The organism is Streptomyces sp. NPDC048288 (assembly GCF_043201555.1).
Taxonomy (GTDB): Bacteria; Actinomycetota; Actinomycetes; order Streptomycetales; family Streptomycetaceae; genus Streptomyces.
Window position 1 is genome coordinate 1,015,218 of record NZ_JBICZD010000002.1, and the last position, 21,802, is coordinate 1,037,019.

17 protein-coding genes and 6 tRNA genes are annotated in these 21,802 nt (G+C 69.3%); 9 read left to right on the forward strand and 14 right to left on the reverse strand.

Annotated elements, in window-relative coordinates; all coding sequences use genetic code 11:
- Positions 1-59: 59 nt before the first annotated feature.
- The 3 genes from ACGFZS_RS11010 to ACGFZS_RS11020 form a co-directional block, all read right to left on the reverse strand.
- Positions 60-135, reverse strand: a tRNA-Gly gene (locus ACGFZS_RS11010).
- Between the two features lie 80 nt (positions 136-215).
- Positions 216-287, reverse strand: a tRNA-Gly gene (locus ACGFZS_RS11015).
- A 136-nt stretch (positions 288-423) separates the two neighbouring features.
- Positions 424-741 (reverse strand): Lsr2 family protein, encoded by a 318-nt coding sequence (locus ACGFZS_RS11020; protein WP_355713692.1) that lies wholly within the window; start codon positions 739-741, stop codon positions 424-426.
- Positions 742-1,052: 311 nt separating this feature from the next.
- Between ACGFZS_RS11020 and purS the strand changes: the two genes are divergently transcribed.
- Genes purS through purL form a run of 3 tightly spaced genes read left to right on the forward strand, consistent with a single transcriptional unit; the run spans position 1,053 to position 4,248 of the window.
- Positions 1,053-1,316 carry a phosphoribosylformylglycinamidine synthase subunit PurS gene (gene purS, locus ACGFZS_RS11025; protein ID WP_355713694.1) on the forward strand — a complete coding sequence of 88 codons (264 nt, stop codon included), beginning with the start codon at positions 1,053-1,055 and terminating at the stop codon, positions 1,314-1,316.
- A complete protein-coding gene (gene purQ, locus ACGFZS_RS11030; protein WP_393657009.1) occupies positions 1,313-1,993 on the forward strand; it encodes a phosphoribosylformylglycinamidine synthase subunit PurQ in 681 nt (226 codons plus the stop codon). The genes purS and purQ overlap by 4 nt, the downstream gene beginning before the upstream one ends.
- Positions 1,990-4,248, forward strand: a complete 2,259-nt coding sequence (purL, locus tag ACGFZS_RS11035) for a phosphoribosylformylglycinamidine synthase subunit PurL (RefSeq protein WP_393794826.1) — start codon at positions 1,990-1,992, stop codon at positions 4,246-4,248. Before purQ ends, purL begins: the two co-directional genes overlap by 4 nt.
- Positions 4,249-4,300: 52 nt before the next feature.
- On the opposite strand, the gene ACGFZS_RS11040 is transcribed toward purL, so the two are convergent.
- Positions 4,301-4,885, reverse strand: coding sequence for a Uma2 family endonuclease (locus ACGFZS_RS11040; protein ID WP_393794827.1), 585 nt, complete (start codon positions 4,883-4,885; stop codon positions 4,301-4,303).
- 109 nt (positions 4,886-4,994) lie between these two features.
- Here ACGFZS_RS11040 and ACGFZS_RS11045 point away from each other — a divergent pair, with 109 nt between their 5' ends.
- The 4 genes from ACGFZS_RS11045 (at position 4,995) to purM (ending at position 9,138) form a co-directional block, all read left to right on the forward strand.
- Entirely contained in the window at positions 4,995-5,792 is a 798-nt protein-coding gene (locus ACGFZS_RS11045) for a sterol carrier family protein (protein ID WP_393794828.1), read from the forward strand.
- A 57-nt stretch (positions 5,793-5,849) separates the two neighbouring features.
- On the forward strand, positions 5,850-6,260 hold the full coding sequence (locus ACGFZS_RS11050) for an META domain-containing protein (RefSeq protein WP_393794829.1): 411 nt from the start codon (positions 5,850-5,852) through the stop codon (positions 6,258-6,260).
- Between the two features lie 243 nt (positions 6,261-6,503).
- Positions 6,504-8,033, forward strand: coding sequence for an amidophosphoribosyltransferase (purF, locus tag ACGFZS_RS11055; protein ID WP_359211780.1), 1,530 nt, complete (start codon positions 6,504-6,506; stop codon positions 8,031-8,033).
- A 34-nt stretch (positions 8,034-8,067) separates the two neighbouring features.
- Positions 8,068-9,138 carry a phosphoribosylformylglycinamidine cyclo-ligase gene (gene purM / locus ACGFZS_RS11060; RefSeq protein WP_393794830.1) on the forward strand — a complete coding sequence of 357 codons (1,071 nt, stop codon included), beginning with the start codon at positions 8,068-8,070 and terminating at the stop codon, positions 9,136-9,138.
- An 83-nt stretch (positions 9,139-9,221) separates the two neighbouring features.
- Here the strand turns inward: purM and ACGFZS_RS11065 are convergent, their stop codons facing one another.
- Positions 9,222-9,485, reverse strand: coding sequence for a DUF3073 domain-containing protein (locus ACGFZS_RS11065; RefSeq protein ID WP_355713715.1), 264 nt, complete (start codon positions 9,483-9,485; stop codon positions 9,222-9,224).
- 300 nt (positions 9,486-9,785) lie between these two features.
- Positions 9,786-10,877 (reverse strand): Leu/Phe/Val dehydrogenase, encoded by a 1,092-nt coding sequence (locus tag ACGFZS_RS11070; RefSeq protein ID WP_393794831.1) that lies wholly within the window; start codon positions 10,875-10,877, stop codon positions 9,786-9,788.
- A 256-nt stretch (positions 10,878-11,133) separates the two neighbouring features.
- Between ACGFZS_RS11070 and ACGFZS_RS11075 the strand changes: the two genes are divergently transcribed.
- Entirely contained in the window at positions 11,134-11,976 is an 843-nt protein-coding gene (locus ACGFZS_RS11075; RefSeq protein ID WP_393794832.1) for a hypothetical protein, read from the forward strand.
- Positions 11,977-12,595: 619 nt separating this feature from the next.
- Entirely contained in the window at positions 12,596-12,802 is a 207-nt protein-coding gene (bldC, locus tag ACGFZS_RS11080) for a developmental transcriptional regulator BldC (protein WP_033321412.1), read from the forward strand.
- Between the two features lie 460 nt (positions 12,803-13,262).
- Here bldC and ACGFZS_RS11085 read toward each other — a convergent pair whose 3' ends face one another.
- The 8 genes from ACGFZS_RS11085 to ACGFZS_RS11120 form a co-directional block, all read right to left on the reverse strand.
- Positions 13,263-13,457 carry a DUF6274 family protein gene (locus ACGFZS_RS11085; protein WP_365694709.1) on the reverse strand — a complete coding sequence of 65 codons (195 nt, stop codon included), beginning with the start codon at positions 13,455-13,457 and terminating at the stop codon, positions 13,263-13,265.
- A gap of 389 nt (positions 13,458-13,846) precedes the next feature.
- Positions 13,847-13,921 (reverse strand) — tRNA-Asp (locus tag ACGFZS_RS11090).
- Positions 13,922-14,014: 93 nt separating this feature from the next.
- Positions 14,015-17,959: an ATP-dependent RNA helicase HrpA gene (hrpA, locus tag ACGFZS_RS11095; RefSeq protein ID WP_393794833.1), complete on the reverse strand. Its 3,945-nt coding sequence runs from the start codon at positions 17,957-17,959 to the stop codon at positions 14,015-14,017.
- 70 nt (positions 17,960-18,029) lie between these two features.
- Positions 18,030-18,368 carry a hypothetical protein gene (locus tag ACGFZS_RS11100; protein WP_393794834.1) on the reverse strand — a complete coding sequence of 113 codons (339 nt, stop codon included), beginning with the start codon at positions 18,366-18,368 and terminating at the stop codon, positions 18,030-18,032.
- Positions 18,369-18,415: 47 nt separating this feature from the next.
- Entirely contained in the window at positions 18,416-21,247 is a 2,832-nt protein-coding gene (locus tag ACGFZS_RS11105) for a PKD domain-containing protein (RefSeq protein ID WP_393794835.1), read from the reverse strand.
- A gap of 251 nt (positions 21,248-21,498) precedes the next feature.
- A tRNA-Phe gene (locus ACGFZS_RS11110) sits at positions 21,499-21,572 on the reverse strand.
- A 24-nt stretch (positions 21,573-21,596) separates the two neighbouring features.
- Positions 21,597-21,671, reverse strand: a tRNA-Asp gene (locus ACGFZS_RS11115).
- Between the two features lie 47 nt (positions 21,672-21,718).
- Positions 21,719-21,791 (reverse strand) — tRNA-Glu (locus tag ACGFZS_RS11120).
- Positions 21,792-21,802: the final 11 nt, after the last annotated feature.

Here is a 21,802-nt window from a genome sequence, read left to right on the forward strand (position 1 = left end):
CGCTCGGTCCGGGGACACGAAAAAACCCCAGTCACATGACTGGGGTTTCTCCTCTGGGCTGGAGCGGACGACGAGGCTCGAACTCGCGACCTCAACCTTGGCAAGGTTGCGCTCTACCAACTGAGCTACGTCCGCACTGCTCCCGACCGGCTCCCACCGATCGGTGCGAGCACCAGCCTACCTGATCCACAAGCATGCTCAGGACGGCGGTGCAGAGCGGGTGACAGGAATTGCACACTGCGCCTTCCCCCTGGAAGGGGGATGTTCTACTACTGAACTACACCCGCATGTAGTCCGTGGGTTTCGGCCTTTCGACCTTGCCCCTCGGCGTGCTCCAGACATTAGCTGATCAGCAGGGGGGTTGCGCAAGTCGGCTGCCCCCGAGGGCCGGTGACGGTCCCTGAGGGCAGCCGGGAGCGCGACTCACTGCGCGGCGCTGAACGCCTCGTACACCTTCTTCGGGATGCGGCCGCGGGCCGGGACGTCCATCTTGTTGGCCTGGGCCCAGGCGCGGACGGCCGCCGGGTCGGGGGCGACCTCCGTCTGCTTGTACGCCTTGCCCGACTTCGACCGCTTGCGGCCGGCCGCGAGGTACGGCTCCAGAGCCTTACGCAGTTTCTTGGCGTTGGCTTGATTCAGATCGATCTCGTACGACTTGCCGTCGAGTCCGAAGGCGATCGTTTCCGCCGCTTCCGAGCCGTCGATGTCGTCAAAGAGAGTGACCACGACCTTCTGCGCCACGAATATCGGTCCCTTCGTGTGGCACGCCTATACAGCTCAGGGCGATGACGTGCCGAGTATCGGCTATTGCCAATTCATTTGTACAGTGCCTGGCAATACAAAGTGAAGCCCGACTAAATCCGTCCGCGTGTCCCCAGCGCAATAGATGTCGTGGGCGAACCCGGGGAACTTTCCCAGAACTTTTCGTGAGGATCCTCCGCTGTCACCCGATCGTGATGCGCCTCACGTAGTTTCCTACAACTCTACCCGCGTAGAAATTTTGTGCGGGTAGTCTGAAGGAACCAGCTCAGCACCACACACCGGGAGTGCCAGTGGCACGCGTCGTAGTCGACGTCATGCTCAAGCCGGAGATCCTCGACCCGCAGGGCCAGGCGGTCCAGCGTGCGCTGCCGCGCCTGGGTTTCGAAGGGATCTCCGACGTACGTCAGGGAAAGCGATTCGAACTGGAAGTTGACGGGCCGGTCGACGAGGCCGCACTCGCCCGCATCCACGAGCTCGCGGAATCCTTCCTCGCCAACACCGTGATCGAGGACTTCACGGTTCGCGTCGATGAAGTCGCGGAGGCGGCGAAGTGACCGCTCGTATTGGCGTCGTCACTTTCCCGGGGAGTCTGGACGACCGGGACACCCAGCGCGCGATCCGACTCGCGGGTGCCGAACCGGTGGCCCTCTGGCACAAGGACAAGGACCTCCACCAGGTCGACGCGGTGGTCCTCCCGGGTGGTTTCTCCTATGGCGACTATCTGCGGGCCGGCGCCATCTCCCGCTTCTCGCCGGTGATGGAGACCGTCATCGAGCAGGCGAAGGCCGGCCTTCCGGTCCTCGGTATCTGCAACGGTTTCCAGGTCCTCACCGAGGCACATCTGCTCCCGGGCGCGATGCTCGGCAACAACCACCTCCACTTCATCTGCCGCGACCAGAAACTGCGGGTGGAGAACGCGGACACGGCCTGGACGGCCGACTACCGCGAGGGCCAGGAGATCTTCATCCCCCTGAAGAACATGGACGGCCGGTACGTCGCCGACGAGTACACGCTCGACCAGCTGGAGGCCGAGGGCCGGGTCGTCTTCCGGTACCTCGACTTCAATCCCAATGGCTCGCTGCGCGACATCGCCGGCATCACCAACGAGGCCGGGAACGTCGTCGGCCTGATGCCGCACCCCGAGCACGCCGTCGAGCCGCTGATCGGCACGGGCCGTACCGACGGCCTCCCCTTCTTCACCTCGATCCTCAAGAAGCTGGTCAACGCATGAGCCGGACGCCTCTGGACACGGTCGAGCACGCGGCCGAGACCCCCGACGTCGAGCTGCCCTGGGCCGAACTGGGCCTGAAGAAGGACGAGTACGAGCGCGTGGTCGAGATCCTCGGCCGCCGCCCGACCGGCGCCGAGCTGGCCATGTACTCGGTCATGTGGTCCGAGCACTGCTCGTACAAGTCCTCCAAGGTCCACCTCCGCCAGTTCGGCGAGAAGGCCCCCCAGTCGGACGCCCTGCTCGTCGGCATCGGCGAGAACGCGGGCGTGGTCGACGTCGGCCAGGGCTACGCGGTCACCTTCAAGGTCGAGTCGCACAACCACCCGTCGTACGTGGAGCCCTACCAGGGCGCGGCCACGGGCGTCGGCGGCATCGTGCGCGACATCATCGCGATGGGCGCGCGTCCGGTGGCCGTGGTCGACCCGCTGCGCTTCGGCGCCGCCGACCACCCCGACACCAAGCGCGTGCTGCCGGGTGTCGTCGCCGGCATCGGCGGCTACGGCAACTGCCTGGGCCTGCCCAACATCGGCGGCGAGGTCGTCTTCGACGCCTGCTACCAGGGCAACCCGCTGGTCAACGCCGGTGCCATCGGCGTCATGCGGCACGAGGACATCCACCTCGCCAAGGCCTCCGGCGCCGGCAACCAGGTCATCCTCTACGGCGCTCGCACGGGCGGCGACGGCATCGGCGGCGCGTCGATCCTCGCCTCCGAGACCTTCGACGACGCGAAGCCCTCCAAGCGACCGGCCGTCCAGGTCGGCGACCCCTTCCAGGAGAAGCTCCTCATCGAGTGCACCCTGGAGGCCTTCCGGGAGAAGCTCGTCGTCGGCATCCAGGACCTCGGCGCGGCCGGCCTGTCCTGCGCCACCTCCGAGCTGGCGTCCAACGGCTCCGGCGGCATGACCGTCACCCTCGACGACGTCCCCCTCCGCGACTCCACGCTCTCGCCCGAGGAAATCCTCATGAGCGAGTCGCAGGAACGCATGTGCGCGGTGGTCGAGCCGGCCAAGGTCGCCCGCTTCCTGGAGATCTGCGAGAAGTGGGACGTCATCGCCACCGTCATCGGTGAGGTGACCGACGGCGACCGCCTGGAGATCTTCTGGCACGGCGAGAAGATCGTGGACGTCGACCCGCGCACGGTCGCGCACGACGGCCCGGTCTACGAGCGCCCCTACGCCCGCCCGTCCTGGCAGGACGCCCTCCAGGCGGACGACGCGAACAAGCTGCCGCGCCCGGCGACGGCGGAGGAGCTCAGGCAGCAGGTCCTCCAGCTGGTCGGCTCCCCGAACCAGGCCTCCAAGAAGTGGATCACCTCGCAGTACGACCACTTCGTGCAGGGCAACACGGTGCTGGCCCAGCCCGAGGACTCGGGCATGATCCGCATCGACGAGTCCACGGGCCTCGGCGTCGCCATCGCCACCGACGGCAACGGCCGGTACGCGAAGCTGGACCCGTACGCGGGCGCCCAGCTGGCCCTGTCCGAGGCCTACCGCAACGTGGCGACGACCGGCGCCAAGCCCCTCGCCGTCTCCGACTGCCTGAACTTCGGCTCGCCCGAGGACCCGGCGGTGATGTGGCAGTTCGCGGAGGCCATCCGCGGTCTCGCCGACGCCTGCCAGCAGCTCGGCACCCCGGTGACCGGCGGCAACGTCTCCCTCTACAACCAGACGGGCGAGGTGGCCATCCACCCCACCCCGGTGGTCGCGGTCCTCGGCGTCATCGACGACGTCGCCCGCCGCACGCCGGTCGCCTTCCAGGAGGAGGGGCAGCTGCTCTACCTCCTCGGCGACACCCGTGAGGAGTTCGGCGGCTCGGCCTGGTCCCAGGTCGTCCACGACCACCTCGGCGGCCTGCCCCCGAAGGTCGACCTGGAGCGCGAGCGCCTCCTCGCCGAGATCCTGATCTCCGCCTCCCGAGACGGCATGATCGACTCCGCGCACGACCTCTCCGACGGCGGTCTCGTCCAGGCGGTCGTCGAGTCGGCCCTCCTCGGCGGCAAGGGCGCCCGCCTGGTCGTCCCCGACGGCCTCGACGCCTTCACCTTCCTCCTCTCCGAGTCGGCCGGCCGCGCCGTCGTCGCCGTCCCGCGCTCCGAGGAGCTCCGCTTCAACGACATGTGCGGCGCCCGCGGCCTGCCGGTCACCCGCATCGGTGTCGTCGACGGAGACGCCGTGGAGATCCAGGGCGAGTTCACCCTCCCCCTCTCCGAACTCCGCGAGGCCCACGAGGGCACGATCGAGGCCCTGCTGGCGTAGCCCCGCCCGCACCACGAAGCCCCTCGCCCACCCGGGCGGGGGGCTTCTCGGCTCAGCGGACGTAGTTCTTGAGGATCTCCGTGTCGAGCTCGATGCCCATCGGTTGGGGGAGGGCGACGGTCTCGCCGAACTTCGAGGTGCGGATGTCGCGGTAGCCGCCGACCTGCCGGTCCGGATTGCTGTGCACCGTGACCGTGCACGAGTCCCGGTCGATCAGGAGGTACAGAGGGATTCCTGACTGGCCGTACGCCGTCGGCTTCTCGTGCCGGTCCCGTCGGTCGGTGTCCGAGTCGTACGAGGTGACCTCGACGACCATGAGCGCGCCGTCCGGGTCGGCCCACTCGCCGTGTCCCGCGAAGTGGGCCTCGGGGGCGATCACCGCGTCCGGTTTCGCCCTGCCCTCCCGATAGGCATCGACCCGAAGCCCCTGGGCCTGGTACAGGTCCAGGTCGGGCCTGCTCTGCATACAGCGCCGGGCCAGCCAGGACACCATGGTGCTGTGGTCCCCGTCCGTCACCTTCTTGACTCCGATCCGTCCGTTGATGAACTCCAACGTGACGGTCTCGGGAGCGGCGGCGGCGATCGTTTCGAACTCCTCCACCGACATCTGAGACGTGCGCTCGGCCATAACCGTCATGTTGCACCCCCTTCCAGGCGGAGGCCAGTGTTGTCCGGTCCCGGCGGTGTGCAGGAGGGATTCGACATTGATCACTCGCACGTGTGACCGCTCCGCATAGGCTCGCCCCATGCCCCCGGCCAAGAAGCGCACCAGGACGTACGACCCCGGCAGGATCCGCACGGCGGTCCTCGCCCAGTTGGCGAACGTGCGGGACGCCGTCCCCGCCCTCACGCCTGAGCAACTCGCGCTGCCCACCCGGCTCGGGGAGTGGACGGTGCGCGATCTCGTCGCCCACATCGGGATGGCCGTCACCGCCCTGGACCGGGCCCTGGAGCAGCCCGAGCCCGCGAAGGCCGACGCGGTGCTGCTGGACTGGCCGGCGGGGACCTCCGGCAACTCCGCCGCCATCGCGGAGTTCACCCGGGGGATCGCCGCGGACCATCCGGACCTCGGTGCCTACCTGGCCGACGTCGACGAGAGCCTCCGCGCGCTGCTGGCCGCACACCCCGGGACCCGGCTGCTCGTCACCAGCGCCGGCGTGCTCTCCCTGGACGACTACCTCGTCACCCGCACCGTCGAGCTGGTCGTCCACACCGACGACCTCAACGCGGCCGTGCCGGGCCTCGATGTGCCCTACGACCGGCAGGCGCTGGCCGCCTGCACCCGGCTGCTCGCGGACGCCCTCGCGGCCAAGGCGCCCGGCGGCTCCACCGAGGTGCGGGTGCCGCCGTACGCCGTGGTGCAGTGCGTCGAGGGGCCCCGGCACACCCGGGGCACCCCGCCGAACGTCGTCGAGACCGATCCGCTGACCTGGATCCGGCTGGCCACGGGACGGGTGGGGTGGAAGGAGGCCGTGGCGGAGGCCACGGTCAGCGCCAGCGGGGAGCGGGCGGACATCGGGGCCTACCTGCCCGTCATGAGCTGAGGGAACCGATCACCCGGTGCGTTCCGTCGAATCGGCATGTACGGGTACAAGCGGCGCATGATTCTCGTGGCTGCCACCGCGCTGCTCGCGGTGGCCTGCGGGAGCGAGAAGGATGGTTCCGTGACCGCACAGCAGCCGGTGACCGGCATCGACTGGACCGTCGACAGCGTCACCGTCGACGGCACCACCCACCGGGCCCCGGCCCACGCCCATGTGCGGATCGAGGACGGCAGGGCGGCCGGGAACCTCGGCTGCAACCAGTTCAGCGCCACGGCGGACGTCACGGACGACCGGATCCGGCTGACCCACACCCGCACCACCCGGATGGCCTGCGACGACGCCCGGATGACCTTCGAGCGCGCCCTCGCCCGCACCCTCACCGCCGGGCCGCTCAGCACCGCGGCCGAAGGTAAGAGACTCACCCTCACCACCGCCGCCGGCGACCGCGTCCAGCTGTCCAGGAAGTGACTCCGGCCCCTCTCCGGCCCCCCTCCCATCCCCCCGAATGATGTGCGACACCTCACTCAGAGATACGGTGCGAGGGGGTTGCGCGGACACCGGACCGCACGAACGGGCACCGCCTGGAGAAACCTCTTACCGCGTTGACCAGCGCAAATGGAGAATCCCACAACGACGTCCGCGGTCGTAGATCCATTACGGCCGGGTATCCCCAATTCGGACCAGTGGTCGATCTCGCCTACACTCGGTGCCGTGCCACGTGGTGACGGTCTCCTCAATCACGATCTGCTCCCCGGTGAGAAGGGCCCCCAGGACGCTTGCGGCGTCTTCGGTGTCTGGGCTCCCGGTGAAGAGGTCGCCAAGCTCACGTACTTCGGGCTGTACGCCCTCCAGCATCGGGGCCAGGAGTCCGCGGGTATCGCGGTCAGCAACGGCTCCCAGATCCTCGTCTTCAAGGACATGGGGCTTGTCTCCCAGGTCTTCGACGAGACCTCTCTCGGCTCGCTCCAGGGTCATATCGCGGTCGGTCACGCCCGCTACTCGACCACCGGTGCCTCCGTGTGGGAGAACGCCCAGCCGACGTTCCGTGCCACCGCGCACGGCTCGATCGCGCTCGGCCACAACGGCAACCTGGTCAATACGGCGCAGCTCGCCGAGATGGTCGCCGAACTCCCGAAGGACACCAACGGGCGGTCCACCCGGGTCGCGGCCACCAACGACACCGACCTGCTCACCGCGCTGCTCGCGGCCCAGGTCGACGAGGACGGCAAGCCGCTGACCGTCGAGGAGGCCGCCCCCGTGGTCCTCCCGAACGTGCGCGGTGCCTTCTCCCTCGTCTTCATGGACGAGCACACCCTCTACGCCGCCCGCGACCCGCAGGGCATCCGCCCGCTGGTCCTCGGCCGCCTGGAGCGCGGCTGGGTGGTCGCCTCCGAGTCCGGCGCGCTCGACATCTGCGGTGCGAGCTTCGTCCGCGAGATCGAGCCGGGCGAGTTCGTCGCCATCGACGAGAACGGCCTGCGCACCTCCCGATTCGCGGACGCGAAGCCCAAGGGCTGCGTCTTCGAGTACGTGTACCTGGCCCGCCCCGACACCGACATCGCCGGGCGGAACGTGTACCTCTCCCGCGTGGAGATGGGCCGGATGCTCGCCAAGGAAGCCCCGGTCGACGCCGACCTGGTGATAGCGACCCCGGAGTCCGGCACCCCCGCCGCCATCGGCTACGCGGAGGCCTCCGGCATCCCCTTCGGCAACGGTCTGGTCAAGAACGCCTACGTCGGCCGGACCTTCATCCAGCCCTCGCAGACCATCCGGCAGCTCGGCATCCGCCTGAAGCTGAACCCGCTGAAGGAAGTCATCAAGGGCAAGCGCCTGGTCGTCGTCGACGACTCGATCGTGCGCGGCAACACCCAGCGCGCGCTCGTGCGCATGCTGCGGGAGGCGGGCGCGGCCGAGGTCCACATCCGGATCTCCTCGCCGCCGGTCAAGTGGCCCTGCTTCTTCGGCATCGACTTCGCCACCCGCGCCGAGCTCATCGCCAACGGCATGACCATCGAGGAGATCGGCACCTCGCTCGGCGCCGACTCCCTGGCGTACATCTCCATCGACGGCATGATCGAGGCGACCACCATCGCCAAGCCGAACCTCTGCCGCGCCTGCTTCGACGGCGAGTACCCGATGGAGCTCCCGGACCCCGAGCTGCTCGGCAAGCAGCTCCTGGAGACCGAGCTGGCCGCCGGTCCGGCAGCCACGGCCGCGGCCGACGCGATCCGTCGCCCGTAGGTCTCGTAGAAACCAACCCGAAAGATCCCAGGCAATGTCTGAGAACTCTGTTCCCGGTGCTTCCTACGCGGCTGCCGGAGTCGACATCGAGGCGGGCGACCGCGCCGTGGAGCTGATGAAGGAGTGGGTGAAGAAGACGCAGCGCCCCGAGGTCCTCGGCGGCCTCGGCGGCTTCGCCGGCCTCTTCGACGCCTCCGCCCTGAAGAACTACGAGCGCCCGCTGCTCGCCTCCGCCACGGACGGCGTGGGCACCAAGGTGGACATCGCCCGGCAGCTGGGTGTGTACGACACCATCGGCCATGACCTGGTCGCCATGGTCATGGACGACATCGTGGTGTGCGGCGCGGAGCCGCTGTTCATGACCGACTACATCTGCGTCGGCAAGGTCCACCCCGAGCGCGTCGCGGCGATCGTCAAGGGCATCGCCGAGGGCTGTGTGCTGGCCGGCTGCGCCCTGGTGGGCGGGGAGACGGCCGAACACCCGGGCCTGCTCGGCGCGGACGACTTCGACGTCGCCGGCGCCGGTACGGGCGTGGTGGAGGCCGACCGGCTGCTCGGCGCGGATCGTATCCGTACGGGTGACGCGGTGATCGCGATGGCGTCCTCCGGTCTTCACTCCAACGGGTACTCCCTGGTCCGGCACGTCCTGCTGAACCAGGCGGGCCTCGCGCTCGACGCGCACGTCGAGGAGCTGGGCCGGACCCTCGGCGAGGAACTCCTGGAGCCCACCAAGATCTACTCGCTGGACTGCCTGGCCCTGATGCGCACGGCGGAGGTGCACGCCTTCAGCCACGTCACCGGCGGCGGACTCGCGGCGAACCTGGCCCGGGTGATCCCGGACCACCTGCACGCGACCGTCGACCGTGCCACCTGGACCCCTGGCCCGATCTTCGACCTGGTCGGCCGGACCGGCGAGGTCGAGCGGCTCGAACTGGAGAAGACGCTCAACATGGGCGTCGGCATGATCGCGATCGTCCCGCAGGAATCGGTGGATGTGGCGCTGACCACACTGGGCGACCGCGGGGTCGAGGCCTGGGTGGCCGGCGAGATCACCGAGCGGGGCGCGCACACCACCGGTGCGGAACTGGTGGGGGACTACGCCTGACAGGCAGCACGAAACCCGGTCCGGCGTCGAAGCCCCGGACCGGGTGAAGTGCAGTTGCTGAGAGAACTGCGGAGAGTGGTACGTCAAGCACCACGACGATGCTGCGACTGCGGACCGGACTGATCGTCCTCGTCCTCGTCGTCATCATCGTTATAGAGATCCGCGTACTGGGCGTACGGGTCGTCCTCGTCCTCGTCGTCGTCCTCGAACGGCTCGCCGTTCGGCGGCTGGCTCGAAGTCGATGCGCCCAGCTCGCTGGCCAGACGTGACAGGTCAGTCCCACCGCTGTTGTACTTCAGCTGGCGGGCGACCTTCGTCTGCTTGGCCTTGGCCCGGCCGCGCCCCATGGCTCGACCCCCTCGGTGACGGGGCTCGACGGCCCCAGAGTCTGACACGCGTTCATGATCCGGAACGGGCTCTCCTCGGAGAGACCGGTCCGTAGGGCTTCCACGGTACCTGAGCCCGCGCCCATACGGTACGTCGCCCGCACCACGCGCCTGACTCCATGACCCGCGAGGCGCCCCGTCCTCGCTGGTCAACCACGATTTTAACCACTTCCTGGCGGACGACCCGCCGACGAACGTGAGAGTTCTCTCCAACCGCCCGCCGGCAGGTACCGAAATTCCTCGCGGAAACCGCCCGGACCGTCAGCGGCCACCCGCCGTTACCGCTTCGTGCATCCGCTGTTCGGCGATCCGGTCGGCCGCGGCGGCCGGCGGAATCCCGTCTTCCTTCGCACGTGCGAAGATGGCCAGCGTGGTGTCGAAGATCTTCGCCGCCTTCGCCCGGCACCGCTCGAAGTCGAACCCGTGCAGTTCGTCGGCGACCTGGATGACCCCGCCGGCGTTCACCACGTAGTCCGGCGCGTAGAGGATCCCGCGGTCCGCGAGGTCCTTCTCGACGCCCGGGTGGGCCAGCTGGTTGTTGGCCGCGCCGCACACCACCTGGGCGGTCAGCGCCGGCACGGACTCGTCGTCCAGGGCGCCGCCGAGCGCGCAGGGGGCGTAGATGTCGAGGCCCTCGATCCGGATCAGCGCGTCGGTGTCGGCGGCGACCCCCACGGCGGGGTGCTTGTCGGCGATGCGCCACAGCGCTTCCTGCCGTACGTCCGTGATCACGACCTCGGCGCCCTCCTCCAGCAGGTGCTCCACCAGGTGGTGGCCGACCTTGCCGACGCCCGCGACGCCGACGAGACGGCCGCGCAGCGAGGGGTCGCCCCACAGGTGCTGGGCGCTGGCGCGCATGCCCTGGTAGACGCCGTAGGCGGTGAGGACGGAGGAGTCGCCGGCGCCGCCGTTCTCCGGGGAGCGGCCGGTGGTCCAGCGGCACTCGCGGGCCACGACGTCCATGTCGGCGACATAGGTGCCGACGTCGCAGGCGGTGACGTACCGGCCGCCGAGCGAGGCCACGAACCGCCCGTAGGCGAGCAGCAGCTCCTCGGTCTTGTCCCGCTCGGGGTCGCCGATGATCACGGCCTTGCCACCGCCGTGGCCGAGCCCGGCCATGGCGTTCTTGTACGACATCCCGCGCGCGAGGTTGAGGGCGTCGGCGACGGCCTCCTCCTCCGTGGCGTACGGGTAGAAGCGGGTGCCGCCGAGGGCGGGGCCCAGCGCGGTGGAGTGGATGGCGATGACGGCCTTCAGGCCGCTCTTGCGGTCCTGGCAGAGCACGACCTGCTCGTGACCGCCCTGGTCCGAGTGGAACAGGGTGTGCAGGACGCCGGTGGAAACGTCGGTCACTGTGGTGACTCCCGGTTGTGTCGCGTGTGTCGCGGCGGGTGGCTGCGGGGTGGCTCCCGTAAGGGTGGCGGGGGCCGTGACATGAGCGTAGAGCCATGGTCCGCACACCATCCGCGCAGTGTTCAGGATCACTCTCCCGTGCCGTGTGCGCACGTATGAGCGTGGGACGATTTGCTGTGGTTTCCCGGGCCGGCCAGGTGGGCTCCGCCGTGGGTTCCGCTGGTTTCGAGCCCGGTCCGATGGGGAGGGAGCAGGCGTGCCCAAGGTGTCCTCGGTGGTCGTCCCCTACGCGACGTACCTGCGTGTGTACGAGCCGCTGGCCGCCTTTCCGGAGCCGGAGCGCGACCACTGGGAGCGTTATGCCCGCCGCCGGGGCCGGCCCTCGTACCAGGACGAACTCCGGCGCTCCCTGGCCGACTTGCTGCCCACCCCGCCGATCCCGGTGCCGGTGCAGGAGAGCGCCGACGCCTTCGTGCTGTCGGTGGACGGCGTGGTGTGCGTCTGCCCCTGGCGGACCCGGCTGCGCGGCTGGCAGGCGCTGCAGGAGCTCTCCGACGAGCTGCCGAAGCCGGTCCTGGACGCGATGCTGCCGCCTGTCGTGCGCCGCCAGGCCGCGGTGGACTACGAGCGCTGGCTGGTCCGCAACCCCGACTCCCGGCCCTGGATCCGCACGGCGACCTGGCAGGTGCCGCTGAACTGGTTCGTGCTGGTCTCCGACGAGGAGCGCCGGTACGAGAAGGGGACCGGCGAGATTCCGCCGATGCTGCGCTACCGCACGCCGATGGTGCAGGCCCGGCGCCGGGTGGCCCGGGCGCTGCGCACGCTCAAGGACACCGTGGAGGAAGGGCCGCTGATCGACGGTCTGGTGGACGTCGGCCGCTGGCTGGAGGAGTTCCACCCGCGTTCGCTGGTCGAGCTGGACTACGGCGGCCTGGTGCACGTCCTGCCGGCCGGTGATCTGGAGGACGACCACTCGGCGGCCGACGTGGCGGCCGGCATCGAGGCGCTGCGGCAGGGCGACGGGGCGGCGGCCGGGGCGGCGTACGGCCGGCTGGTGGAGCGCTGGCGTGCGGTCCGGGACCGGCGTTCGGCGAACTGAGCGCCGGCCTGAGCGCCGGGGCCGGGTGATCCGTACTAACCGGGTGGGCAGTCCGGTGTCTTTTACGACTGGGTGACACCTCGGTGACGTATGTGTGGTGAGTGACGTACGTCACGGCCTGGAGGGCGGGAAACAACGTACGTTGACGGCACTTCAGTGCACTCACGGGGCGTTGGTCTCGATCCGGGCTTTTGTGCCGAGGGTGATGGATAGCACTTACACGGCTCTTGCGCCGCTTGCCACTCCTCGTGCCAAAATAGGACAAGGAGTCCGGGGAAGGCTCCTTCCGTCCAAGTGTGGTGCACTGTGGGCGGATTCTCAGCATTACGTGCTTTGGGGGGTCTGGTGACTCCTGATCGTCCTGTGACTGATCGTCACAGTGGCGTGACTGTCCGCTATGGCATGGTCCATCGGCTTCCGCGGCTGATGACTACCTGGGAGGGCAATTCCATCGGTTTGGCCGACGCGGCTGGACAGATGGTGTAGTTGTAGTGCCGAGGACAAGCCGTTCGTCCTATAACCGACTCGACTCGCGTCCGCCATTTCGGGCAACGCGGGTCAAGGTGCAGAATTTAGAGGAAAGAACCGAGAAGGTTCGGTTCTCCCGAGGAGGCCGCTCATGACCGCTCGCACCCCTGATGCCGAGCCGCTGCTGACCCCGGCTGAGGTCGCCACGATGTTCCGCGTCGACCCCAAGACGGTCACGCGGTGGGCGAAGGCCGGCAAGCTCACGTCGATTCGTACGCTCGGCGGACACCGCCGCTACCGCGAGGCCGAGGTCCGCGCCCTGCTGGCGGGCATCCCCCAGCAGCGCACCGAGGCCTGACCAACTGAATAGCGGGCAAACCGACCGGTCCCCCAACTGGCCGCGACGCCCGCAGCCCTAGCTCCAAGCGACGCGGGACCCGCCCCAACGGGGCCCACGCCCAGGCCGACAAGAACTTCACAGGCAAGCGACACAGGGTGCGTCGTAGATCGCGCTGGACTCCGCCGGGTCCAGCGCGATCTTTTTTGTGCGCCCGTGGGGTCTCCGGCGACGCTAACCAGCGCTTCTGTGAGCAGCCTTGTCGGAGTCTGGGGATCACTGTGGACGGGGCTCCCAGGCTGGTGCAATTGCACATATTAAATTGACCAGTTGTAGGAAGGGGGTAAGTTCCGTCGTTTCGGAAACTCATGCGGTGACACCCGTCACATACCGCGCGGGTTGTTTGTACTGCCCCAGGTGCGCTAGAGGAGCCGTGCGCTCCATCGGCCCCTGAGGGTACGGCCGTTGGGTCCGGCGCCGGTCACGCGCCGACGGGTTCCTCGTCCTCCCTGCCGTCCTCGGGCGCCTCCGCGGCGGCGCACGGCGCGGAGTCCATGGCCAGCCGCAGCAGCCGATGGCAGACCGGACAGTGGCGGGTCAGGTGCCGGTACGACGAGGCGGCCGCCAGATGGGCCCTCAGCAGCGCCCGCGTCTCATGCCGCACCGAAGCCGCCATACGCCACCTCCAGAAGAGGGCCGAGGGGAGGAGCGGGCCCTCTCTTCTGGGTACCGACCGAATGTGACGCCGTCAATCCCACACACGAAAGAGCCCGAACCCGAAGATCCGCCCCCTCGCCCGCGGTCTTGACGCGACAACGACCGGCGTCGACGCCGACAGGGCGGCGAGGGAGGGGGCGAGGGGTCGTTGCCCGTGACGCGTGCGAGGCCCGCTTCCCTTGGGGGATGCGGGCTTCGGTTGCTGCGGTCCTGGCGGGATTTGCTGAGTCCGATGGCGGCTGCCGCCGCGGGCGCGGCCTCCGCCTCGGTGGGGCGGTGAGGGAGGGGGCGTTGTCGGTGACATGCGCGAGGCCCGCTTCCCTTGGGGGATGCGGGCCTCGGTTGCTGCGGTCCTGACGGGATTTGAACCCGCGGCCTCCACCTTGACAGGGTGGCGAGCACTCCAAACTGCTCCACAGGACCAGGTTTCGCGGCACTTTGTCTGCGCTGTGCTGCGAAAAGGACTGTACAGGAGGGTGCGGGTCCTGGTCGAACTCACTTAGCGTGGCCGGTCGGTTACGGGGCCAGGGTGTCGATGGCCTTCACGATCCGCTTGTCGGAGATCGGGTACGCCGTGCCCAGCGCGTGGGCGAAGTAGCTGACCCGGAGCTCCTCCAGCATCCAGCGGACGTCCAGGACCTGCCGGGACACCGGCCGGCCCTTCGGGAGCTGCTCCAGGAGCCAGGCGTACTCGTCCTGCATCTCGTGGACCTTCTCCATCCGGGTGGTGTCCCGCTGGACGTTCGTCGGCATCTGCTGGAGACGGCGGTCCGCGGCCACCAGATAGCGCATCAGGTCGGGCAGGCGTCGTATACCGGCCCAGGTGACGAAGCCGGGCTTCACAAGGGCGTCCAGCTGCTTGCGGACGTCCGTGAGGTTCGCAAGGAGCGCGGGGCTCCGTACCCCCTTCAGACGGCGCTCACAGGCCTGCCAGGCGGCGAGCACCTGCTGCACCTGGCCCACCGTCCGGACCGTCGTGTCGACGATCTCGGCGCGCACCTTGTCGTAGAGCTTGCGGTACGACTCCTCGTCCCACGCCGGCCCCCCGAAGTCGGCGATCAGCTTGTCCGCCGCCGCCATTGCGCAGTCGTCGAAGAGGGCCTGGACCGTCCCGTGCGGGTTCGCCGACAGGGCGAGCTTCTGGGCGTTGGTCAGCTTGTCGGACGCGAACTTCGCCGGGTTCACCGGGATGTTGCGCAGGATCAGCCGCCTGGTGCCCTTCCACATCGCCTCGGTCTGCTCCTCCTCGGTGTCGAAGAGACGGACGGAGACCGTGTCGCCGTCGTCGACGAGGGCCGGGTAGGCCTTCACCGGCTGGCCCGCCCGGCGGGTCTCGAAGACGCGGGTGAGCGTGCCGATCGTCCAGTCGGTGAGGCCCTTGCGCTCCAGGGACTCGCCGCCCTCGCGGGACGCGGTGGCGGCCGCCGCCTGGGAGAGGGCCTGCCGGGCCTTCGGCTTCAGCCGGAGCTTCAGCGCCTCCAGGTCCTTGTCCTCGGCCAGCTTCCGGCGCCGTTCGTCCACGATCCGGAAGGTGATCGTGAGGTGGTCGGGCACCTTCGCCCAGTCGAAGTCCTCGGCGTCGAAGGGCACGCCGACCATGCGCCGGAGCTCACGCGCCATGGTGACGGTGAGCGGCTCCTGCAGCGGCACGGCCCGCTCCAGGAAGGCCTTCGCGTAGTTCGGCGCGGGCACGTAGTTGCGGCGGACGGGCTTGGGGAGGGTGCGGATCAGCTCCGTGACCACCTCTTCCCGCAGGCCCGGGATCTGCCAGTCGAAGCCCTCGTCCTTGACCTGGTTGAGGACCTGGAGCGGGATGTGCACGGTCACGCCGTCCGCGTCCGCGCCCGGCTCGAACTGGTAGGTGACCCGGAACTTGAGCGGGCCCTGCCGCCAGGAGTCCGGATAGTCGGCCTTGGTGACCGCCTCAGCCGACTCCCGGATCAGCATCTCCCGCTCGAAGTCCAGGAACTCCGGCTGCTCGTGCCGCTTGTGCTTCCACCAGGAGTCGAAGTGCGCGCCGGACACGACGTGCTCGGGCACCCGCTGGTCGTAGAAGTCGAAGAGCGTGTCGTCGTCGACGACGATGTCCCGGCGCCGGGCGCGGTGTTCGAGTTCCTCGACCTCGCTCAGCAGCCTGCGGTTGTCGGCGAAGAACTTGTGGTGGGTCCGCCAGTCGCCCTCCACCAGGGCGTTGCGGATGAAAAGCTCGCGGCTGACCTCGGGGTCGATCCGGCCGTAGTTCACCTTGCGGTCGGCGACGATCGGTACGCCGTACAGCGTGACCTTCTCGAACGCCATCACGGCCGCCTGGTCCTTCTCCCAGTGCGGTTCGCTGTACGTCCGCTTGAGGAGATGCTCCGCGAGGGGTTCCACCCACTCCGGCTCGATCTTCGCGTTGACCCGGGCCCACAGGCGCGAGGTCTCCACCAGCTCGGCGGACATCACGAACCGGGGGGTCTTCTTGAAGAGGGCCGAGCCGGGGAAGATCGCGAACTTGGCGCTGCGGGCACCGAGGTACTCGTTCTTCGCGCCGTCCTTCACGTCCTTCATGCCGATGTGGGACAGGAGCCCGGCGAGGAGGGAGACGTGGACGCGGTCGCCGGGGGCGTCCTCCTCGTTGAGATGGATGCCCATCTGCTTGGCGACCGTGCGCAGCTGTGTGTAGATGTCCTGCCATTCGCGGATGCGCAGGAAGTTGAGGTACTCCTGCTTGCACATCCGCCGGAAGGAGCTGGAGCCGCGCTCCTTCTGCTGCTCCCTGACGTACTTCCACAGGTTGAGGAAGGCAAGGAAGTCGCTGGTCTCGTCGCGGAAGCGGGCGTGCTGCTGGTCGGCCTGGGTCTGCTTGTCGGCCGGGCGTTCGCGCGGGTCCTGGATGGAGAGCGCGGCGGCGATGACCATGACCTCGCGGGCACAGCCGTTCTTGTCGGCCTCGAGGACCATGCGCGCGAGCCGCGGGTCCACCGGCAGCTGGGCCAGCTTGCGGCCGCTGTCGGTGAGCCGCTTGCGGGCGTCCCGCTCGTCCGGGTTCAGCGCGCCCAGCTCCTGGAGCAGCTGCACACCGTCGCGGATGTTGCGATGGTCCGGCGGGTCGATGAAGGGGAACTTCTCGATGTCGCCGAGGCCGGCCGCGGTCATCTGCAGGATGACGGAGGCGAGGTTCGTACGGAGGATCTCGGCGTCCGTGAACTCCGGGCGGCCGAGGAAGTCGTCCTCGTCGTACAGCCGGATGCAGATGCCGTCGGACGTACGGCCGCAGCGGCCCTTGCGCTGGTTGGCGCTGGCCTGGCTGATCGGCTCGATCGGCAGCCGCTGCACCTTGGTGCGGTGGCTGTAGCGGGAGATCCGGGCGAAACCGGGGTCGATGACGTACTTGATGCCCGGGACGGTGAGGGAGGTCTCGGCGACGTTGGTCGCCAGAACGATCCTGCGCCCGGTGTGCGTCTGGAAGACCCGGTGCTGCTCGGCGTGCGAGAGCCGGGCGTAGAGGGGCAGGACCTCCGTGAACCTGTATTTCCGCTTCTCCAGCGCGTCGGCCGTGTCGCGGATCTCCCGCTCGCCCGAGAGGAAGACGAGGATGTCGCCCTGCCCCTCGCCCTGGAGTTCCTCCACGGCGTCGCAGATGGCGGTGATCTGGTCCCGGTCGGCGTCGTCCGTGTCCTCTTCGAGGAGCGGGCGGTAGCGGACCTCCACGGGGTACGTCCGGCCGCTGACCTCGACGATCGGGGCGTCGCCGAAGTGCCGGGAGAACCGCTCGGGGTCGATGGTCGCGGAGGTGATCACGACCTTCAGGTCCGGCCGCTTCGGCAGCAGCTGGGCCAGGTACCCGAGCAGGAAGTCGATGTTGAGGGACCGCTCGTGGGCCTCGTCGATGATGATCGTGTCGTAGGCGCGCAGCTCGCGGTCGGTCTGGATCTCGGCGAGCAGGATGCCGTCGGTCATCAGCTTGATGAAGGTGGCGTCCGGGTTCACCTGGTCGGTGAAGCGGACCTTCCAGCCGACGGACTCGCCGAGCGGCGTCCGCAGCTCCTCCGCCACCCGCTCGGCGACGGTACGGGCGGCGATCCGGCGCGGCTGGGTGTGCCCGATCATGCCGCGCACCCCCCGCCCGAGCTCCAGACAGATCTTGGGGATCTGGGTGGTCTTGCCGGAGCCGGTCTCACCGGCCACGATCACGACCTGGTGGTCGCGTATCGCCTCGGCGATCTCGTCCTTCTTCTGGCTGACCGGCAGCTGCTCGGGGTACGACACGGCGGGCACGACGGCGCGTCGGCCGGCCATCCGTTCCTCGGCCCTGGCCACCTCGGCCTCGATCTCGGCGAGGACGGCGGCGCGGGCCTCCGGCTTACGGATCTTGCGTGCGCCTTCGAGCCTGCGCCCGAGCCGGTGCGCGTCGCGCAGCGAGAGCTCGGTCAGGCGAGGGGCGAGAGTGCCGAGGGCGGGGGCGGGGTGCGTAGACATACGCGATCCAGGATCTCACCTCGGGGAAATCCATGGCGAACCCTTTTGCCTCCGTTGTTCAGCCGTGTCCCTACGAGGTTCGCTGGGTCGGAGTGGCGGAGGGTTCGGCGGGCGGCGTGGCGGGGGCGGCCGCGGGGGCCGAGGGCGGGGTGGCGGCCGTGGCGGTGGCCGAGGAGACGATCGACTTCGCCGTGTTCGATACGGCCTTGATCCCCAGGTAGGCCGTGGTCATGCTGCTCACCGCGGTGAAGGCGGCGCCGAGTACGCCGATGATCACCGACTTGTCGCCGTGGAGCTGCCAGACGCCCACGACCGCGACCCCGGCGATCGCGAGGTTGCTGATGACCACGGCGAGAAGGCCGTATCTCGCCCGGTCCTTCTCCAGCTGTATGTCCTGGTCCCGACTCATTTTCCCCGCCCTGATGGTGTGTCGACCCGGCAGAACCTAGCGGACCGTCAGCTCGCCGGGAACACGAGGTAGCCGCCGAGGAGGTCGGCGGAGACGTTCACCGGTACGGAGCCGGCGTTGTAGAGGTCGATCTCGCCGTCGGCGCCGACCTTGGTGAGGGCACGGTCGGCCGCGGTGTGTCCCTTGGTGAAGCTGAGGGAGTAGACGCCGGGGCGCGCGGTGCCGTCGGGGTGGGCGACGAGGTAGCCGTTGCCGGCCGGGGCGGACACCGTGAGGTTCAGGTCGGCGGCGGTGACCCCGGTCGCGGGGACGCCGTGGGCGCCGGTGACCTTGAGCTTGAGGGTGGCGTGGGCGGCGATCCGGGCGGCCTTGAGGACCCGTACGGGGGTGACGGGCAGGAACTCCGAGCCGTTCGCGGTGGTGCCGTACCAGCCGGCGAGGTCCGCCACCAGGTTCGCCGCTGCCTTGCTGCCGTTGCGCAGGACGATCTTTCCGTCCTTCAGGGGGATCACGACCTGGGCGGAGGCGGTCTGTCCGGTGGTCCAGAACGGACCGCTCACGCTGGAGCCGCTGGTGCCGTGCGTGGAGACCGTGAGGCTGCCGGAGGCCTTGGTGGTGGTCGCCGTGACGTCGAGGACCGCCGCGGTCGCGCCCGCCGGGACGCCGTGGGTGCCGCCGACCGCCAGGGTGACGGAGTGGCCGCCGGCGACCGGGGCGTGCACACCGCCGGTTCCGGTGCGGGTGTCGAGCAGGCGGGCCGGGGTGGCCGGGTGGTAGGTGTCGGCGTACTGGGCGTGGGACTGGAGACCGACCGTGGCCACGTCGACCGTCACCGCGCCGGAGCTGCCGTTGTAGACGTCGACCGCACCGGTCGGGGTGACCTTCACCGTGGTCTCGGCGGTGGCCGTACGGCCCGGCTCGAAGGTGATGCCGGCGGTGCCCGGGCGGGTGGTGCCGTGGGCGTAGAGGGTGAGCGCGCCGCTCGCCTTGGCGTTGCTGGTGACGAGCTGGAGCTGGGCGGCGTCGACGCCGTTCGAGTCGGCCCCCAGGGTGGCCGCCGAGAGCTTCAGGACGCCGTGCGCGGCGATCGTCTTCTCGGTGTCGTACCGCGGGGTCACGGGGATGAAGGCGTCCGCCGCGCGGAAGGTGGTCGTGGCGGTGGTGGTCCGGCCGAGCAGGTCGGTCTGGGTCAGGGTGGCGGTGTAGGTGCCGGGGGCCGGGTACTGGTGCGTGGTCTGCTCGGCGCCGTCCGCCAGGTTCTCCTGCGTGCCGTCGCCGAAGCTCAGGGTGCGGCTGGCGACCTCCCAGGCGTCGGCGGGTTCAGGAACGGTGAACCGCGCGGAGCCCGTATCGGTCCGGCCGCCGTTCGTGGTGTCGGCGGTCGCGGACAGGGCGGCGGCCGGCGGCGTGGCCGTACCCGCTGTCGTCCAGTGGGTGCCGAGCTTGCTCGTCCCGTCGCTGTCGGTGACCGTGATGCGGGTGAGGTACCGGCCCGGCGTGCTGTAGCCGTGGCTGATCGGAGTGCCCTGCGTGCCCGTGGCCGGGGCGCTGCCGTCCCCGAAGTCGACCGAGTACGTGAGGGCCTTGGCCCAGTTGCTGACGGCGTCCGTCTTCACCGAGGTGTCGAACGGCGCGACGCCACTCGACGGGTAGGCGTCGGCGGGAATCGTGATGACGTCCTCCCGCTCGACGGCGCCCCGGTCGGGAGCGGGTGTGCCGGTCCCGGTGTTGTCGACGATCGGGTCGTCGGCTCGCGGGTTGCCCGCGAGGTCGGTGGTGAGTTCGCCGGGCGCGGCGGCGTCGGCGGAGTCGACGAGGGGGGAGCGCTCGGGCGGTTGGTTCCCGGGGGTCACCCCGAGCCCGTCGATGTCGTGGGCGGCCTGCGTGGTTCCGGCCCGGAACGCCGCGCTGGTGGCGTAGGGGGTACCGCCCCAGGAGTACTCGGTGCGCGCCGGGGCGGACGGGCCCCCGTCCTTCGCCGCCACGTTGTAGTCGGCGGTGACCTGGCCCGTGGAGTCGGCCGACACCGCGTAGAGCGGAGCGGTCGGCGTCGGGCAGGTGCTGCTCTGGGCCGCCCCCGCGCTGATGGAGATGTTGTTCTCCACCGCTCCGGAGCTTGTGCCGTCCAGCGAGATTCCGGTGGCACACGCCGCGAGGACCGTGTTGCTCGTCACGTCCGCGCCCGACGTTCCCGTGACCACGATGCCGCCCTGCCGCGTCGTGAGGATCACGTTGGTCGTCACGGTGACCCGCGCCGCTCCCGGTTCCGTCCGCACGCCGTACGCGTACGAGGGGCCGATCGAACTCCGTGACACGGTCACGTCCGACGAGGTGCCGTCCACGCTCACCCCGCTGCCCGTGGCGGGGGCGGCCAGGGCCGGGTGGTTGATCGCCAGCCGGTCGAGGGTCACGCCCTTGGATCCCGTCACCGCCACGCCGTTTCCGCCGTCGTTGGTGAAGGCCAGTGAGTCCACGTGCACGTCGTGGACCGCGTCCAGCGTCAGCGCGGGCGCGGAGCCCGGCCACGAGAGCACCGCCCGTGCACGGGCGGTGCCGGGCTGCGCTCCCGTGAACGTGATCGGCGCGTCGCTCGTCCCGGACCGCGTCAGGGTCACCGCTCCCGAGTACGGGTCGTCGTCCGGCGACAGGATCAGCACGGTGTCCCCCGGCTCCACCACGTCGGCCGCGGCCTGCACGGTGCAGAAGGGCAGGCTCTGTGTCCCCGTGCCGCTGTCGCTGCACGTGACGTCATGGTTCACGTACAGCGTCCCGTCCGTCCCCGGATCCGCCAGCGCCGGGCCGGTGCCCAGGCCGCTCATCACCCCCGCCACGACGATCATGGCGAGGGGCAGTCCGAGGGCGGGGCGGGATCTGGGCATGGGGTCTCCCGGGAGCGTTCGCGGTGCGGTCACGAGAACGCCGGATGGGGGTGAACGGGCCTGGAAATACGATCGGTTGGGGTCCAGGGCGGTTCAGCTCAGCGTTGACATGCAGCCGTCATGCTCTCAAAGCGATCTCAAAGGAATGCCATGATCCGCTCTGGTCTTGCCCAAAACAGCGCAGGTCGGCTCGTACGGCAACAGCCTCATACGGCAACAGCCCCTCCGGATCCCGGAGGGGCTGTCTGTTGTGGCTGGGGCCGGGGTCGAACCGGCGACCTATCGCTTTTCAGGCGATCGCTCGTACCAACTGAGCTACCCAGCCACGAGGTTTCACGTGAAACCCCAGCGGTCCTGACGGGATTTGAACCCGCGGCCTCCACCTTGACAGGGTGGCGAGCACTCCAAACTGCTCCACAGGACCAAGCTTTGTATTGCTGTGCGTGCAACAGTGTCGCACACGATCTTGCGTGCCCCCAACGGGATTCGAACCCGTGCTACCGCCTTGAAAGGGCGGCGTCCTAGGCCGCTAGACGATGAGGGCTATCGGCCCGC